The 13209-nt window shown below is 75.9% G+C and carries 14 protein-coding genes; 6 read left to right on the top strand and 8 right to left on the bottom strand.

Features of this window, described 5'->3' with window-relative positions; all coding sequences use genetic code 11:
• Positions 1-118: 118 nt before the first annotated feature.
• The 3 genes from ACFVGO_RS23095 to ACFVGO_RS23105 form a co-directional block, all read right to left on the bottom strand.
• Entirely contained in the window at positions 119-343 is a 225-nt protein-coding gene (locus ACFVGO_RS23095; protein ID WP_359906548.1) for a holin, read from the bottom strand.
• Positions 344-536: 193 nt separating this feature from the next.
• Positions 537-1550 (bottom strand): questin oxidase family protein, encoded by a 1014-nt coding sequence (locus tag ACFVGO_RS23100; RefSeq protein WP_380633752.1) that lies wholly within the window; start codon positions 1548-1550, stop codon positions 537-539.
• A 144-nt stretch (positions 1551-1694) separates the two neighbouring features.
• A complete protein-coding gene (locus ACFVGO_RS23105) occupies positions 1695-2177 on the bottom strand; it encodes a MarR family winged helix-turn-helix transcriptional regulator (protein ID WP_380353350.1) in 483 nt (160 codons plus the stop codon).
• Positions 2178-2220: 43 nt separating this feature from the next.
• Between ACFVGO_RS23105 and ACFVGO_RS23110 the strand changes: the two genes are divergently transcribed.
• The 3 genes from ACFVGO_RS23110 (at position 2221) to ACFVGO_RS23120 (ending at position 4404) form a co-directional block, all read left to right on the top strand.
• A complete protein-coding gene (locus ACFVGO_RS23110; protein WP_359906557.1) occupies positions 2221-3177 on the top strand; it encodes an alpha/beta hydrolase in 957 nt (318 codons plus the stop codon).
• 214 nt (positions 3178-3391) lie between these two features.
• Complete coding sequence (locus ACFVGO_RS23115) at positions 3392-4048, top strand: hypothetical protein (protein WP_380633755.1); 657 nt, start codon at positions 3392-3394, stop codon at positions 4046-4048.
• Between the two features lie 50 nt (positions 4049-4098).
• Positions 4099-4404 carry a hypothetical protein gene (locus ACFVGO_RS23120; protein WP_380633757.1) on the top strand — a complete coding sequence of 102 codons (306 nt, stop codon included), beginning with the start codon at positions 4099-4101 and terminating at the stop codon, positions 4402-4404.
• A gap of 49 nt (positions 4405-4453) precedes the next feature.
• Here ACFVGO_RS23120 and ACFVGO_RS23125 read toward each other — a convergent pair whose 3' ends face one another.
• Entirely contained in the window at positions 4454-4834 is a 381-nt protein-coding gene (locus ACFVGO_RS23125) for a bleomycin resistance protein (RefSeq protein WP_380353343.1), read from the bottom strand.
• 302 nt (positions 4835-5136) lie between these two features.
• On the opposite strand from ACFVGO_RS23125, the gene ACFVGO_RS23130 reads away from it, so the two are divergent.
• Entirely contained in the window at positions 5137-5919 is a 783-nt protein-coding gene (locus ACFVGO_RS23130) for a hypothetical protein (RefSeq protein ID WP_380633760.1), read from the top strand.
• 292 nt (positions 5920-6211) lie between these two features.
• Here the strand turns inward: ACFVGO_RS23130 and ACFVGO_RS23135 are convergent, their stop codons facing one another.
• Together ACFVGO_RS23135 and ACFVGO_RS23140 are read right to left on the bottom strand one after the other, a co-directional pair.
• Positions 6212-6715, bottom strand: a complete 504-nt coding sequence (locus ACFVGO_RS23135) for a cupin domain-containing protein (RefSeq protein WP_380633762.1) — start codon at positions 6713-6715, stop codon at positions 6212-6214.
• A gap of 135 nt (positions 6716-6850) precedes the next feature.
• Positions 6851-7315, bottom strand: a complete 465-nt coding sequence (locus ACFVGO_RS23140; protein WP_380633764.1) for a MarR family transcriptional regulator — start codon at positions 7313-7315, stop codon at positions 6851-6853.
• Positions 7316-7456: 141 nt separating this feature from the next.
• On the opposite strand from ACFVGO_RS23140, the gene ACFVGO_RS23145 reads away from it, so the two are divergent.
• Entirely contained in the window at positions 7457-8992 is a 1536-nt protein-coding gene (locus tag ACFVGO_RS23145; RefSeq protein WP_380633766.1) for an alpha/beta fold hydrolase, read from the top strand.
• Positions 8993-9147: 155 nt separating this feature from the next.
• On the opposite strand, the gene ACFVGO_RS23150 is transcribed toward ACFVGO_RS23145, so the two are convergent.
• Positions 9148-10035 carry a LysR family transcriptional regulator gene (locus ACFVGO_RS23150; RefSeq protein ID WP_380633768.1) on the bottom strand — a complete coding sequence of 296 codons (888 nt, stop codon included), beginning with the start codon at positions 10033-10035 and terminating at the stop codon, positions 9148-9150.
• Positions 10036-10100: 65 nt separating this feature from the next.
• Between ACFVGO_RS23150 and ACFVGO_RS23155 the strand changes: the two genes are divergently transcribed.
• On the top strand, positions 10101-10898 hold the full coding sequence (locus ACFVGO_RS23155; RefSeq protein ID WP_380633770.1) for an NAD(P)-dependent oxidoreductase: 798 nt from the start codon (positions 10101-10103) through the stop codon (positions 10896-10898).
• A gap of 72 nt (positions 10899-10970) precedes the next feature.
• On the opposite strand, the gene ACFVGO_RS23160 is transcribed toward ACFVGO_RS23155, so the two are convergent.
• On the bottom strand, positions 10971-13187 hold the full coding sequence (locus ACFVGO_RS23160) for an MMPL family transporter (RefSeq protein ID WP_380633772.1): 2217 nt from the start codon (positions 13185-13187) through the stop codon (positions 10971-10973).
• Between the last annotated feature and the right edge of the window lie 22 nt (positions 13188-13209).

Consider the following 13209-nt stretch of genomic DNA (forward strand, 5'->3'; position numbering starts at 1 on the left):
CCACGCGCCCCCAACGGGAAGCGACTTGTCGGGGTGGGAAGCAGAGAGAAAGGGGGAGGGCCGGGGGGGGGGGGGGGGGCGCGGGGGGGCGCCCCCCCCCCCTCGCCGGCCGGTCCGGCTACTCGCGGGGGCGGCCCAGCAGGGCGGCCGAGGTCGAGTCGCCGACGCGGGTCGCCACCGCCCCCTTGAGCACGGTCAGTGCGGCCGGCAGCGCCGCGACCGCCGCCGCCTTGAGTGAGCTGATCGACGTGAGGTCGAACCTGTCGGCCAGCAGCAGGCCGAGGAACGCCGCGGCGTACGTGGCGACGGTGCGCTCGACCAGATCGAGGATGAACTTCCGCATGGTCAGGACTCCTTCGCGGTGGAGGCGGTGAGGTGCCGGTCTGTGCGCGACGGTCGCGCGGGCGTCGGGGTCGGCGTTCGGAAGGCATGCGGCAGGCGCCGTCGGGGAGTTGCCGCCCCTCATGTACACGTTCACGCCGTCGATTCCGACGACGGTCCCGGCGGGCGATTCCGGCGGCCCCGCGCCGTACGCCTCATCCCAGCGGGGCGCTCAGCTCCATGGCGCGCAGGGCAGCCGTCAGGGCCGGTGCGTCGCCGACGTCCAGGGCCGTGTCCGTCAGCTTGATGACGTGCTCGTCGCCGTGCGCCAGCGCCCGCTCGAAGACCTCCTCGGGGGTGAACGCGCCGGGCGGGACGTACGCGGCCGGCGCGGCGGGCGCGTACATCGCCGTCACCGCCGCCGAGGCCGTCCAGGCCGCCCGCAGGCTCGCCGGCCACAGTGCCCGCGGGAGCGCGGGCAGCGTGCGCAGCACGGCGTTGGGGGCCGTGGCCGCGTGGACGAGCATCGTCTCCTCGCCGTGGCCGTGGGTGGCGTAGCGGTGGGTCGCCGCCCGTACCAGTTCGGCGAGGCGGCCGGGCACCTCCCCCGGGTGCGGCGCCTCGGCCCCGGCCCACACCGGCAGGGCCGTGACGCGGCCGAGCCTCGCCGGGAAGCCTCCGTCCCGGACGTCGACGGCCGGCACCGCGTCGAGGGCGGCGGCCGCGGAGGCGGCGCCCGGCAGGCGGTCGGGCACCGCGACGGTTCGGTGGCGGGCCGCCCAGTAGCCCAGGCCGTGGGCGAGTTCCGCCAGGCGCGGCCCGGTGGCCTCGCCGGCCAGCAGCGTGCGCACCGCATGGCCCGCCCGGATCACCGGGTGCGTCGACCCGCCGTACAGGCCGGGCAGCAGCCGCGGCCACCACCGGGCCAGCACCTCGCGCCAGGGACGCTCGGCGACCTCCCGCTCGAAGTGGCCGATCCAGTCGGCCGCACGCCTCGGGTCGCCGAGCGCCGTGCGCCAGTTGGTGTCCGTGACCGGCTCGACGCGGGGCGGGAGGTCCTCCAGCTTGCGCGCGTAGAGGTCGAGCCAGCGGTGCACCGACCGAGCCTGTCCGCGGGCGGTGAGGGCCTCGACGGCCATCGGCGCGTGGTTGGTGAGCCGTCCGAGCCGCTCGGGCCCGCAGGTGTGCAGTCGTTGGAGTGCTTCGTCCAGAATCCCTGTCGTGTCCACGGGAAAGGACCGTAGGCGGGACGCCGGGGCGGCGTAACGGGCTGGAGTCCTAGGCCCGGCGCGGGGCCGCCCGCCCGACCACGGGCGTCGGGGGCCTCCGAGAGCGGCAGGCGGGTGGTCGCGCCGGGAGCGGCCGGGTTCCGGTCAGCCGGTGGGCGTGCCGACCCGGTCGCGTTCGAGGGCGGACCGCAGGGTCGACAGGGCCCGTGCGACCGCCGACAGCGAGGGGGCGTCGAGGGCGCCTCCGAGCAGTTCGGCCAGGGCGCCCGTGTAGGTCCGCTCGGCGTCCCGGACGAGCCGCGCACCGGCGTCGGTGAGGTCCAGCAGCGAGGACCGGCGGTCCGAGGGGTTGGGCCGGCGGGCCGCCCATCCCAGCTTCTCCAGGCGGTCGACGCCCTTGCTGGTCGCGCCGACGCCGATGGCGAACTCGGCGGCGATGTCCGCCACTCGGCAGCCCGGGTGGTCGCGCAGGTAGCCGAGGAACTCGTACTGCGAGAGGACGATCCCGTGCCGCTCGCGCAGGCGGTCGCCGAGGGCGTTGTACAGGCGCGTCTCGCACCGGACCAGGTCGGCGAAGAGCCCGGGGAGCCCGGCCTCGGCACGGTCACCGCTCGATGTATATTCCACGGCATATAGTGTACCGGAAGCTACTTACGGCAGGAGCACGCCCATGAGCAGGGAGCAGCGCATCCGGGTCGACGGGTTCCTGCGGCAGCAGGGCCCCGCGGGGCCCCGGTCGGTCGAGGAGATCCGGGCCGGATTCCGGGAGCTGATGGCCCGGATGATCGTGCCCCACGACAGCATCCGCACCGCCCCGACGACGCTCGGCGGCCGCCCCGCCCTGCGGGTGGAGCCGATCGGCGGGCCCGGCACGGGAGAGCGGGCGGCCCCGGGCGCCGCCGGGACGATCCTCTACTTCCACGGCGGCGGCTGGGTCTTCGGCTCGCCAGGGACCGCCCTCTCCCTGACCGGGAACCTCGTGGCCAGGACCGGCCTCGGGGCGTACTCGCTGGACTACCGGCTCGCCCCCGAGCACCCCTTCCCGGCCGCGATCGAGGACGCCCTGAGCGCCTACCGCGCCCTGCTCGACCGGGGCGAGGACCCCTCGGCCGTCGTCTTCGCGGGCGACTCCGCCGGCGGTGGCCTGGCCGTCACCACCTGCCTCGCCGCGCGGGACGCGGGCCTGCCGCTGCCCGCCGCCCTGCTGGCCTTCTCCCCGGGCCTCGACGCGACCCGCAGCGGCGCGAGCATGGAGACCAGGGAGGGCGTCGACCCCGTCTTCACCCGCGCGGGACTGGAACGCACCGGAGCCATGTACCTCGCCGGGGCCGACCCGCACCAGCCGCTGCTCAGCCCGGCCGTTTGCGCCGACCTGACCGGCTTCCCCCCGATGCTGCTCCAGGTCGGCGGCAACGAGATGCTGCTGGACGACTCCACCCGCCTGGCCGCCCGGGCGAACGCGGCGGGCGTGGACGTCGTCCTCGACGTCACCGCCGACGTGCCGCACGTGTTCCAGGCGTTCGCCGGCGTCCTCGACGAGGCGGACGAGGCGCTGGACCGCGCCGCCCTGTTCCTGCGCCGGCGAGTCCGCGCGGCAGCCGCCCTGCGGACCAACGGCACGGTGTAGCAGGCCGGTTCGGCCCTTCTCGCGCGACCGGGCGGGGTCGGCCGCCGGTCGGCCGCTCGGTCGGCCGACGGACGGCGGCCCCGACCGCGGGGCGGAGGCGGCCCGGGTGCCGGCCCCTCTCCCCCGGGCGCCGTCCGGTCCCGCGTGGACACGGCCCGGGGGGCCGTCGAGGATGGATGCCGCAGGCGGCCCGCCGGGCGTGCGAGGAGGAGCGATGGATCCGTCGCACACGGCCCGGGCCCGTCGCCCGGCGACCGCCCGGGGCCCTGCGGGCCCGCGCCGGCTGCGCTTCGACGGCTGGATCGCCGGCATCGGCACGGCCTCCGGCACGCGCGTGGTCGTGGGCCACTGGGCGGCCTCGCCGTTCGGGCCGTTCTCCGACGTCATGGTCGAGCACGCCGACGGCACCCGGATCCTGCTGGCGCCCACCGAGGGGACGGCGGAGTTCATCGCCAGCACGTACGCCTTCGACCGGGTGCGGGTCGTACCGGTCGCGGTGCAGCGGGGCGCGACGCGCTGGCGGGTCACGGCGGGCCCGCTCGACCTGCGCTTCACCACCGGGCGGCGCGGCGTTCTGGGGCTCGCGCTCAGGGCGGTGCCCGGGCCGATCGCGGCCCGGCCCGGCTGGACCGCGCTGACCGACCCGCTCGCCCGGCTCCTGCTCGGCGTGCGGACCCGCGGCACCGCGGGCCGGGGCCGGCGCGAGTGGTACGGCGTCCGCGACCTCCACGCGGTCACCGCGGTGACCGCCGTGCTCGACGGCCGACGGCTCGGCCCGCTCGCACCGGTCGCACCGGTGCGGTTCGGCTTCGGTTCCACCCCGCGGCGGCCCTCGCTCGTCCGCGTGACGACCACCGTGGCCACGCGCTGACGGCGCTGGCGCGTACCGACACGCACCGACGCGCACCGACGCGCGATCACATGGGCGTCCGTTCGCTCAACTCCGTGGACCCGCCCGGGTCGTGGCGGCTCGGACGCGCCGGCGCCCACCCGGCCGTCGGCGTGACCGTTCCCCTGGAGGTGGCCGCGGACCACCCGGCGACGGCCCGCGTGCTGGGTACCCACTACCCCGACGACGACATGCCCGACACCCAGTTGCTCATCGCGACGTTCTCCGCCATGGCCCTGCTGACCTGCCTGTGGTTCGTCGTCACCGGCCTGCGAAGCCGCTCCCGCACGCCGTCGCCGGCCCCCGGTGGCCGGCCCGCGGAGCCCGCGAGCCCCTGAGCGCGCGCGGGCCCTCGCGAACGGGTCGCCGTACGGACGTGGCCCGGGCCTACCGGGGCCCGTGCGGGCTGCCGATCCGCAGCAGATTGCCGCTGCGGTCGACCAGGGCGAACTCCCGCATCCGGTAGGCGGTGTCGGCGGGCGGGGTCAGGCGGCTGCCGGTGGCCGGGTCGGTGGGCACGCCGTGCCGGGCCCAGTCGCGGTGCAGTGCGTCCGCGTCCCGCACCTGCAGGTAGCAACCGGCGGCGGTGGACAGCGGGTCCACCCCGGGGTCGTGGCGGAAGTGCAGTTCGACCGTGCCCCGGACGAGGATCAGGTAGCCGTCCTCGCCGTCCCAGCGCCCGCGCGGCTCGAAGCCCAGGCGGGCGTAGAACTCCTGGGTCTCGTCCAGGTCCCGGCTGGGCAGGACCGGCACCGCGTACTCGTCCATGGCGCCACCGTAGGCCACGCCGCCGACGATCGCCCCGGCGGCGGGGCGGCGAACCGGTGGACCGGTGGACCGGTGGACCGGTGGACCGGTGGACCGGTGGACCGGTGGACCGGTGGACCGGTGGACCGGTGGAGCCCGGCTGCTCCGAATCGACCCGGCGGCCGGCGGCCGGCGGTGGACGCGCTCGGCAACCGGCCGGGCACGGAGGGGAGTTGAGTACGGGCGCGGATTGCGGGGCCGGGTGCGGGCGGGACAGGGTGTGGGGCGCAGACGCGTGTGCGACCCGAGAGGACCCCCTGCTGGTGAAGAAGCTGCTGAAGGACGTGGCCACGAGCCTCGTCCACCTCGTCGTCATGCTGGTGAACCCGGTCCTCAACGGTGTGCAGTCGCTGCGGGCGATGCACTGGCCCACCGAGCGGCGCAGGCTGAAGCTGATCGACTCGCCGGCGGCGCGGGCGGCCCGGGCGGCGGAGCGGGAGCGGATCCGGGGACTGGTCGAGGCGCTGGGGGCGGTGGAGGGGGTCGAGCACGTGCTGACCCAGGTCCTGGACCAGTCCACCCTCCCGTCCTCCTACGGCCTGGACCACCCCCGGGACACCCTGCTGGTCTGCCGGATCTACGCCCGCGCCTACTTCGTCGTCCGGGAGGACGCCGGGGACGTCCTCGACGTCCTCGACGCCCTGCGGCGGATCGAGGCGGCGGCCGTGGCCCCGTGGCAGGCCCACGGCCAGGGGCCGGACCCGGCCGGCAGCCTCGACCACGCGCTGCGCTGGCACCGCGACGGCGGAGTCGACGCCGACGGCCGGCGGATGCAGTCCCCCTGCCTGTCCAGCCCCGGCGCGACGCTGACCTGGGACCGGGACGGCATCCCCAACCGGGACCCGATCCCGGCGGGCCCGTACATCAACCGGCTCTACGTGTTCGAGCAGACGCCGGCGGACGTGGACGCGGCGCAGCTGCTGAGCGAGGTCCGCGCGGACGGGCGGGGCGTGGTCCTGGAGCTGGCGTTCGGTGCGAACTGGGTCGGCTACTGCCAGTACCACAAGGTGGCGCGCGGCGGTTTCCTGGGACGCGGGCGGCTCTGAGCCGGGGCTCCGGGGGCAAGGGCGCTTCGGGCGGCGCCCGGAGCGGCCGGGAAGGCCGTCCGGGCGCGCCTCACCCGTTCAGCCGCGGCTCAGCACTGGGGGCGGCGGCCGTGGTTGGCCCCGCGCCTGGCCCTGGCCTTCTTCTTGCGTCGGCGCTTCGACGACATGGCCACTCCTCTCGCGACCGGGACACTCCCGGGCTACCACCGTTCCACACCCGGGCGGGCCCGGCCCGTCGAGCGGACCGGAGCCGTCGGGCGGCCCGGACCCGGCGGGCGGCGGCGTGCGGGGCTCAGGCGCCGTCGCCCGCCAGGGCCGCCCGCCAGGCCGGGCTGTCCACGTAGTGGTTGTCGAAGCGCTCCGCCGAGGCGGCGATCGCGCCCGGGTCGCTCTCGCCGCGCATGACGCTGCCCAGCAGGCGCAGGTAGTCGAAGCGGTCCATGCCGGGGGTGAACACGCACAGCACGTCGGCCTCGGCGCCGGGGGCCGCGGCGAAGGCGTGCGGGGTGTTCGGGGGCACGGCGAGGAAGTCGCCCGCGCCCAGCACGGAGACCTCCTCGCCGACCAGCACCCGCAGCGAACCGCTGATCACGAAGAACAACTCCCAGGCCCGGGTGTGGAAGTGGGCGGGTGCTCCGGGGGCGCCGGCGGCGAAGGTGGAGCGGTAGACGGTGAAGCCGCCCTCCTCCGGGGCCGAGTCGGCCAGCAGGGTCATGGTGGAGCTCGGGTCGGTGCAGGTCTCGGCCTCGGCGCAGCGGGTCAGGACGGGGGCGGTGGTGTTCTTCGTCGTCGTCATGTGACCAGCCTATGGATGGAAAGACCGTCGATCAGGTGGCAATCGGCGACGGTTTCCATGGGTCAATTCCGTCCTGTGGCCGGGCCCGTGCCGTCCTGCCGGGGGCGGTCGGTCGGGACGGTCGGTCGGGGGTGGTCAGTCGGGGAGGTTGCCGTTGCCGCCCAGGTTCGCCACCATGCGGCGCAGCACGTTGATGGTGGTCACGAACTCGTCGGTGTCGATGCCCTGGTGGGCGCGTTCGCTGATCCTCAGGTTGCGTTCGCGGGCGCGCAGGCGGCCGGCCTCGCCCTCCTCGGTGAGGGTGAGGGCGCCGTCGGCGTCCTCGGTCAGCCAGCCGCGGGCGATCAGGTCGTCGTAGACGGTGTCGAAGGCGGTGTCCTGGTCGTCGTAGGGGGTGAGCCGCTCGGTCAGGGTCGTGCGGGTCCATCCGCCGGGGCGGCCGGCCGCGTGGTTGAGCGTCCACCAGTGGGGCTGGGTGAGGCCTTCCACCGCCAGTTGTTCGCGCAGGCCCTCCACCACCAGGCGGCGGAAGACCTCGCCGGTCCATGCCCCGATGGGCTGGGCGGCGATGATCTGCGGTTCGTAGGTCTTGATCGTCATGTCCGGTGCTCCTTCGGCCGATCGACGATCGACTGATCGTCAGGACGCGACCGACCGTAGGACCTCAAGCCGACTTGAGGTCAAGGCGGATCGGGGGGCCGGATCCCCGGTTGTGGTCAACTCCCTTCTAGGCTGGCCGACATGAAGACCGCACCGGCGCTCGCCACCGCCCTCGCCCTGTCCGCGGCCACCGTGCTCACCGCAGCCGTCCCCGCCTCCTCCGCTCCCTCGGCGCCCTTCGCCGCCCCCGCCTCCGCCTCCTCGGCCGGCGCCGATCAGCTGGAGCCCTACCGCCGCCAGCCGCTCGCCTGGACCGCCTGCCAGGAGCCGCAGTTGGCCGCCGCCGGCGCCGAATGCGCCTCCCTGACCGTGCCGTTGGACTACCGCGAGCCGCGGGGCCGCACCCTGTCCCTGGCCGTCTCCCGGATCAGGTCCGCGGACCCGGCCAAGCGCCGGGGCGTCCTGCAGACCAACCCCGGCGGCCCCGGCGACCGCGGGCTGGACATGCCGGTCGCGCTGCGGGAGCAGCTGGCCCCCGGGACGGCGGCGGCCTACGACATCGTCGGCATGGACCCGCGCGGGGTCGGCGCCGGCGGGCCGGACTGCGGCCTGACCCGCGGCACGTGGCTGCGCTCGGCCGGCACCGGCCGGGCGGGCTTCGAGCAGGCCTGGCGCCTGGCCAAGGCCGACGCGGACGCCTGCTGGAACAAGCACCCCGATCTGCTGCCCCACCTGACCACCCGCAACACCGCCCGGGACGTCGACGTGCTGCGCGCGGCGCTGGGCGAGCAGCGGACCTCCTTCTTCGGGCAGTCCTACGGCGCGATGCTGGGGGCGGTGTACGCGCAGCTGTTCCCGCAGCGCGTCGACCGGCTGGTGCTGGACAGCGCCCTGGACCCGGCGCGGTACGGCATGGGGGCGTTCCAGGACATGGCCGGCGCCAACGAGCGCGCCCTGGACGAGTTCGCCGCCTGGGCCGCGCCGCAGGACGGCGCCTACCACCTGGGCGCCACCCCGGCGGCGGTGCGGGCCACCGTCGAGCAGCTGGTGCGCCGGGCCGAGGCGGCGCCGATCGCCGTCGACGGCTTCCGGCTCGACGGGGCCCTGCTGCCGGTGCTGCTCGCGGTCTGCCTGAGCGACGACCGCGACGGCGCCCTGTGCGCGGACGTGCTGCGGCAGTTGCTGGACGCCGCCGACGGCCGGCCGGTCCAGGCGGGCCCGGCCCTGCACCAGCTGCTGACCATGCTCCTCGCCCCGGGCCCGGAGGCCGGCGCCGGCCTGTCATCCACCCTCGGCATCCTGTGCGACGACGTGGCGATGCCGCGTTCGGCCCCCTGGTACCGCGACGCCGTCGAACGCTCCCGCGCCGCCGAACCGGTCTTCGGCCCGGTCTACAACGCCCCCGTCCCGTGCGCCGCTTGGCGCAGCGCCCCGCTGGAGCCGCCCGTCGAGGTCCGCAACGCCGTCCCCGCCCTCCAGCTCCACGCGACCGGCGACACCCACGCGACCTATCAGGGCGCCCTGGCGCTGCACTCCCGCCTGCCCGGCTCCCGCCTGGTGACCGTCCCGGGCCGCGTCCACACCCTCTACCTCAACGCCTACAACGCGTGCGCGAACGCGGCGGTGGACGCCTACCTGTCGACGGGGGCACTGCCGGCCGCGGACACCGTCTGCTGAGCCGATGCGCGTGCACAGCGGCCCCCTCGCCCGTTCCTGGAGTTCCGCGTGGGCGGCTTCCGCCTGACCCTGCAGTCCCGGCCCCGCCATCTGGCCGTCCTGCTCCTCGGCGGCCCGGCGGTCAGTGCCCTGACCGCCGTGCTCGCCCTGCGCCGCTAACCGGCGGCCTCGTGCAGGAGCGCCTCGAAGGCCGCCACCGCCGGCGGCACCCGCTGCCCGCGCCTGGTCACCGTGTACACCTGCCGGACCGGGGTGTCGTCCGAGTGCAGGGGGACGAGGGCGATGCCGGGGCGGCCGACGCGGGCGGCGAGGGAGGGGATCAGGGTGGCGCCCAACCCGGCTGCGACCAGGCCGAGTTTGGCGGTCCAGGCGGCGACGGTGTACTCGATGCGGGGCTGGAACCCGCTGCGGACGCAGGCGGCGAGGAGGGTGGATTCGGCGTGGCGGCGGGCGGCGATCCAGGGTTCGTCGGCGAGTTCGGCCAGCCGCAGGCGGCGGCGTCCGGCGAGGCGGTGCCCGCGCGGGAGGGCGACCAGCACCGGGTCGTCCATCAGCGGGCGGAAGTCGAAGCGGTCGCCGTCGTCGGCGGGTTCGGTGTACGAGGCGACGAGGGCGAGGTCGACGGCCCCCTCGGCGAGCAGGTCCAGCAGGTGCGCCGCCAGCCCCTCGGTGAGGCCGATCTCCACGTCCGGGTGTGCGGCGCGGAAGGCGGCGAGGGCGCCGGGGACGAGGTCGGCGTTGGCGCTGTCGAAGGCGCCCACCCGCAGCCGTCCCGCGGTGAGTTCGGTGAGGGCGGTCAGGTCGCGCCGGGTGGCGTCGAGCCGTTGCAGCATCGCCTCGGCGTGCGGCAGCAGGGCGCGGCCGTGCTCGGTCAGCCGTACGCCGCGCGCCAGCCGGTCGAACAGCGGCGTGCCCAACTCCCCTTCCAGGGTGGCGATCTGGCGGGAGATCGCGGACTGGGTGTAGCCCAGGCGCTCGCCGGCGGCGGTGAAGGAGCCCAGGTGTGCGACGGTGCGGAAGACGTCCAGCCAAGCCATGTCCATTGCGCATGACTACCATGCCGGACATTCGCTTGTCGCCTGGCTCGTGGCTGCCTAGCGTGGCGGCCATGAAGAAGACCGCTTTTCTGGGACTGGGCCGGATGGGCCTGCCGATGGCCCGCCGACTCGCCGGCACCGGGCACCCGTTGACCGTCTGGAACCGCTCCCCCGGCCGCGCCGCCGGCCTCACCGGGGTCACCGAGGCCGCCACCCCGGCCGAGGCCGTGCGCGGCGCGGACGTCGTCGTCACCATGCTGTCCGACCCGGCGGCCGTCGCCGAGGTGGCCGGGCGGTGCGCGGCGGAGCTGGCGCCGGGCGCGCTGTGGATCGACATGTCCTCGATCGGCCCGCGGGCGACCGCCGACCTGCGCGCCGGGCTGCCGGACGGCGTCGCCCTGGTGGACGCCCCGGTGCTGGGCAGCACGGGCCCGGCGGCCACCGGCGGCCTGACGATCCTCGCGGGCGGCGAGGACGCGGACCTGGACCGCGCGCAGCCCGTCCTGGAGCAGCTGGGCCGGGTGCGGCGCTGCGGCGGCCCGGGCTCGGGCGCGGCGCTGAAGGTGGTGGTGATCGGCGCGATCGTCGCCTGCGTCACCGCCCTGGGCGAAGTCCTGGCGGTGGCCGAGGAGTTGGGCGTGCCGCAGGAGCAGGCGCGGGAGGTGCTGTCGGCCGGGCCGCTCGCGGGGGTGGCGGCCCGGGCGTTCGGCACGGAGTCGGACTTTCCGGTCCGGCTGGCCGCCAAGGACCTCGCCCTGGCGGGCGGCGGCCCGGTGCTGACGGCGGCCCGCGAGGTGCTGCTGGCGCACCCGGAGATCGCCGAGCAGGACCTGTCGGCGGTGCTGGGGGCGCTGCGGCGCGGCCGGTAGGGCGGCCCGGCGCCCGCGCGCAGGCGCCCCGACCAGGGGGCCGGGGCGCCGGTGCGCGGGGCGGGTGGCCCGTCAGTCGTGCGAGAAGGTGATCCGCGGCAGCACCCGGTCCAGCCAACGCGGGGTGTGCCAGGCGGCGTGCCCGGTCAGGCGCAGCAGGACGGGCAGCAGGACGAGCCGCACCAGGGCCGCGTCGAGGAGGACGGCGGTGCCGAGCACGATGCCCATCTCCTTGGGCGGCAGCGGGCCGGACAGGGCGAAGGTGAAGAACACCGCGACCATGACGCCGGCGGCGGCGAAGACGACCCGGCCGGAGTGGGCCAGGGCGCCGGTCATGGCGGCCTTGGGGTCGCCGGTGCGTTCGTAGTGCTCCTTGGCGGAGGCGAGGAGGAAGACGGTGTAGTCCATCGCGATGGCGAAGATCATCGCGAAGAAGAACACCGGTGCCCAGCCGTCGAGGAAGCCCTGCGGGGTGAAGCCCAGCAGGCCGGCTCCGTGGCCGTCCTGGAAGACCAGGCGGGCGACGCCGAAGGCGGCTCCGGTGGACAGCAGGCTGGCGGCGGTGCCGAGGGCGGCGATCAGCGGGGCGCGCAGGGCGGCGAGCAGCAGCAGGAAGCCGAGGGCCATGACGACGCCGATGACCAGCGGGGTCTTCTCGGTGAGCAGGTGCTGCAGGTCGAGGTTCTCGACGGCGGCGCCGCCGACCATGGTGTCGGCGGGCAGTTCGGCGCGCAGGGTGTGGACGGTGCCGGAGAGGTCGGGGCTGGAGGGGTCGACGGTGGGCACGGCCTGGATCATCGACCAGCCGGAGCCGTCGGCGGCCGGCTGGGCGGGCATGGCGGCGGCGATGCCGGGGGTGGCGGCGACCCGGGCGGTGACGTCGGCGGCCCGGTCGGTGGGGGTGAGGATCTGCAGGGTGCCGGGGGCGCCGGGGCCGAAGGCCTGCTGGACGGCGGTGTAGCCGGCGCGGGCGCTGGCGTCCTCGGGCAGGACGGTGATGGACGGCATCGCGGTGCGCAGGCCGATGACGGGGGCGGCGAGGGCGATCAGTGCGGCGAGGGCGAGGGCGCCGTAGCCCAGCGGGTGCTTCCACAGGCGTTCGCCCCAGGCGGCGAAGCGCGGGGAGGCGGAGGTGTCGGATCGGGCGGACCTGGACCGGGGCAGGGCGAGGGCGTCGACGCGGTGGCCGAGCCGGCCGAGGACGGCGGGCAGCAGGGTGAGGGTGGCGGCGAGGACGAAGAGGACGGCGAGCATGATGCCGCCGGCCATCGAGCGGAACGCCGGGGAGGGGACGAGCATGACGGCGGAGAGGCTGATCAGGACGGTGGCGCCGGAGAGCAGGACGGCCTTGCCGGCGGTGTCCATGGTCTCGGCGACGGCGCGCACGGCGTCCGCGGCCCCGGCGGTGCCGCGCGCGGTGGGGGCCCGGCGGGCGGCGCGGAAGCGCACGACGAGGAAGAGCGCGTAGTCGATGCCCAGGGCGAGGGCGAACATCATGGCGAAGTTCATCGCCCAGACGGAGACCGGGAAGAGGTGACTGATCAGCACCAGGGAGCCGGCGGAGGCGGCGAGGCCGGCCATGGTGAGCAGCAGGGGCAGGCCGGCGGCGACGAGGGAGCCGAAGGCGAGCACCAGGATGGCGAGGGTGACCGGCCAGGACATGAACTCGGACTTCATCATGGCGTCGTGGTTGGCCTTGTTGAAGTCGCTCCACAGGACGGAGGCGCCGGTGGCGTGGACGCCGACGCCGTCGGTGGACAGGGCGCCCAGGGGTTCCTTGAGGTCGTCGGCGGCGCGGACCATGTCGTCGGGCGAGGCCTTGGCGCCGGCGAGCAGGACGGCGGTGCGGCCGTCGGGGCTGATGGTGGCGCCGGGCTGGGGGGCGATGACGGTGGAGACCCGGGGGTCGGCGGCGGCGAGGTCGCCGGCCGCGGTGATCACCTGCTGGACGGCCGGGTCGGTGACGGGGCGGTCGGCGGCGACGACGATCTGGATCGCGGAGGAGGCGTTGCCGGCGAAGTGCTGCTCGGCGAGTTCGCGGACCTGGACGGACTGGGAGCCGTTGGCCTGCCAGCCGGCGCCGGACAGTGCGGTGGTGACCTTGGGGGCGAAGGCGCCGAGGCCGATGACGACGATCAGCCAGCCGACCAGGACGGCCTTGAAGTGCCGGGTGGACCAGACGCCGAGGCGGCCGAGCGGCCCGGGTCGGCCGCCCTCGGGGGCGCCGCCGCTCGCGGGGGCGTCGGGGGGCGGGGCGGCGGGCCGTACGGCTTCGGCGGGGCGGTTCACGGGGGCTCCGTTCTCGGGTGTC

Origin of the sequence: Kitasatospora sp. NPDC057738, from assembly GCF_042798815.1 — a bacterium.
GTDB classification, from domain to species: Bacteria; Actinomycetota; Actinomycetes; order Streptomycetales; family Streptomycetaceae; genus Kitasatospora; species Kitasatospora lactacystinica.

Coding starts and splice junctions, on each gene's coding strand:
- ACFVGO_RS23145 (WP_380633766.1), top strand. CDS start 7,457: ATGAAGACCGCACCGGCGCTCGCCACCGCCCTCGCCCTGTCCGCGGCC.
- ACFVGO_RS23150 (WP_380633768.1), bottom strand. CDS start 10,035: ATGGACATGGCTTGGCTGGACGTCTTCCGCACCGTCGCACACCTGGGC.
- ACFVGO_RS23110 (WP_359906557.1), top strand. CDS start 2,221: ATGAGCAGGGAGCAGCGCATCCGGGTCGACGGGTTCCTGCGGCAGCAG.
- ACFVGO_RS23095 (WP_359906548.1), bottom strand. CDS start 343: ATGCGGAAGTTCATCCTCGATCTGGTCGAGCGCACCGTCGCCACGTAC.
- ACFVGO_RS23125 (WP_380353343.1), bottom strand. CDS start 4,834: ATGGACGAGTACGCGGTGCCGGTCCTGCCCAGCCGGGACCTGGACGAG.
- ACFVGO_RS23120 (WP_380633757.1), top strand. CDS start 4,099: ATGGGCGTCCGTTCGCTCAACTCCGTGGACCCGCCCGGGTCGTGGCGG.
- ACFVGO_RS23155 (WP_380633770.1), top strand. CDS start 10,101: ATGAAGAAGACCGCTTTTCTGGGACTGGGCCGGATGGGCCTGCCGATG.
- ACFVGO_RS23140 (WP_380633764.1), bottom strand. CDS start 7,315: ATGACGATCAAGACCTACGAACCGCAGATCATCGCCGCCCAGCCCATC.
- ACFVGO_RS23135 (WP_380633762.1), bottom strand. CDS start 6,715: ATGACGACGACGAAGAACACCACCGCCCCCGTCCTGACCCGCTGCGCC.
- ACFVGO_RS23115 (WP_380633755.1), top strand. CDS start 3,392: ATGGATCCGTCGCACACGGCCCGGGCCCGTCGCCCGGCGACCGCCCGG.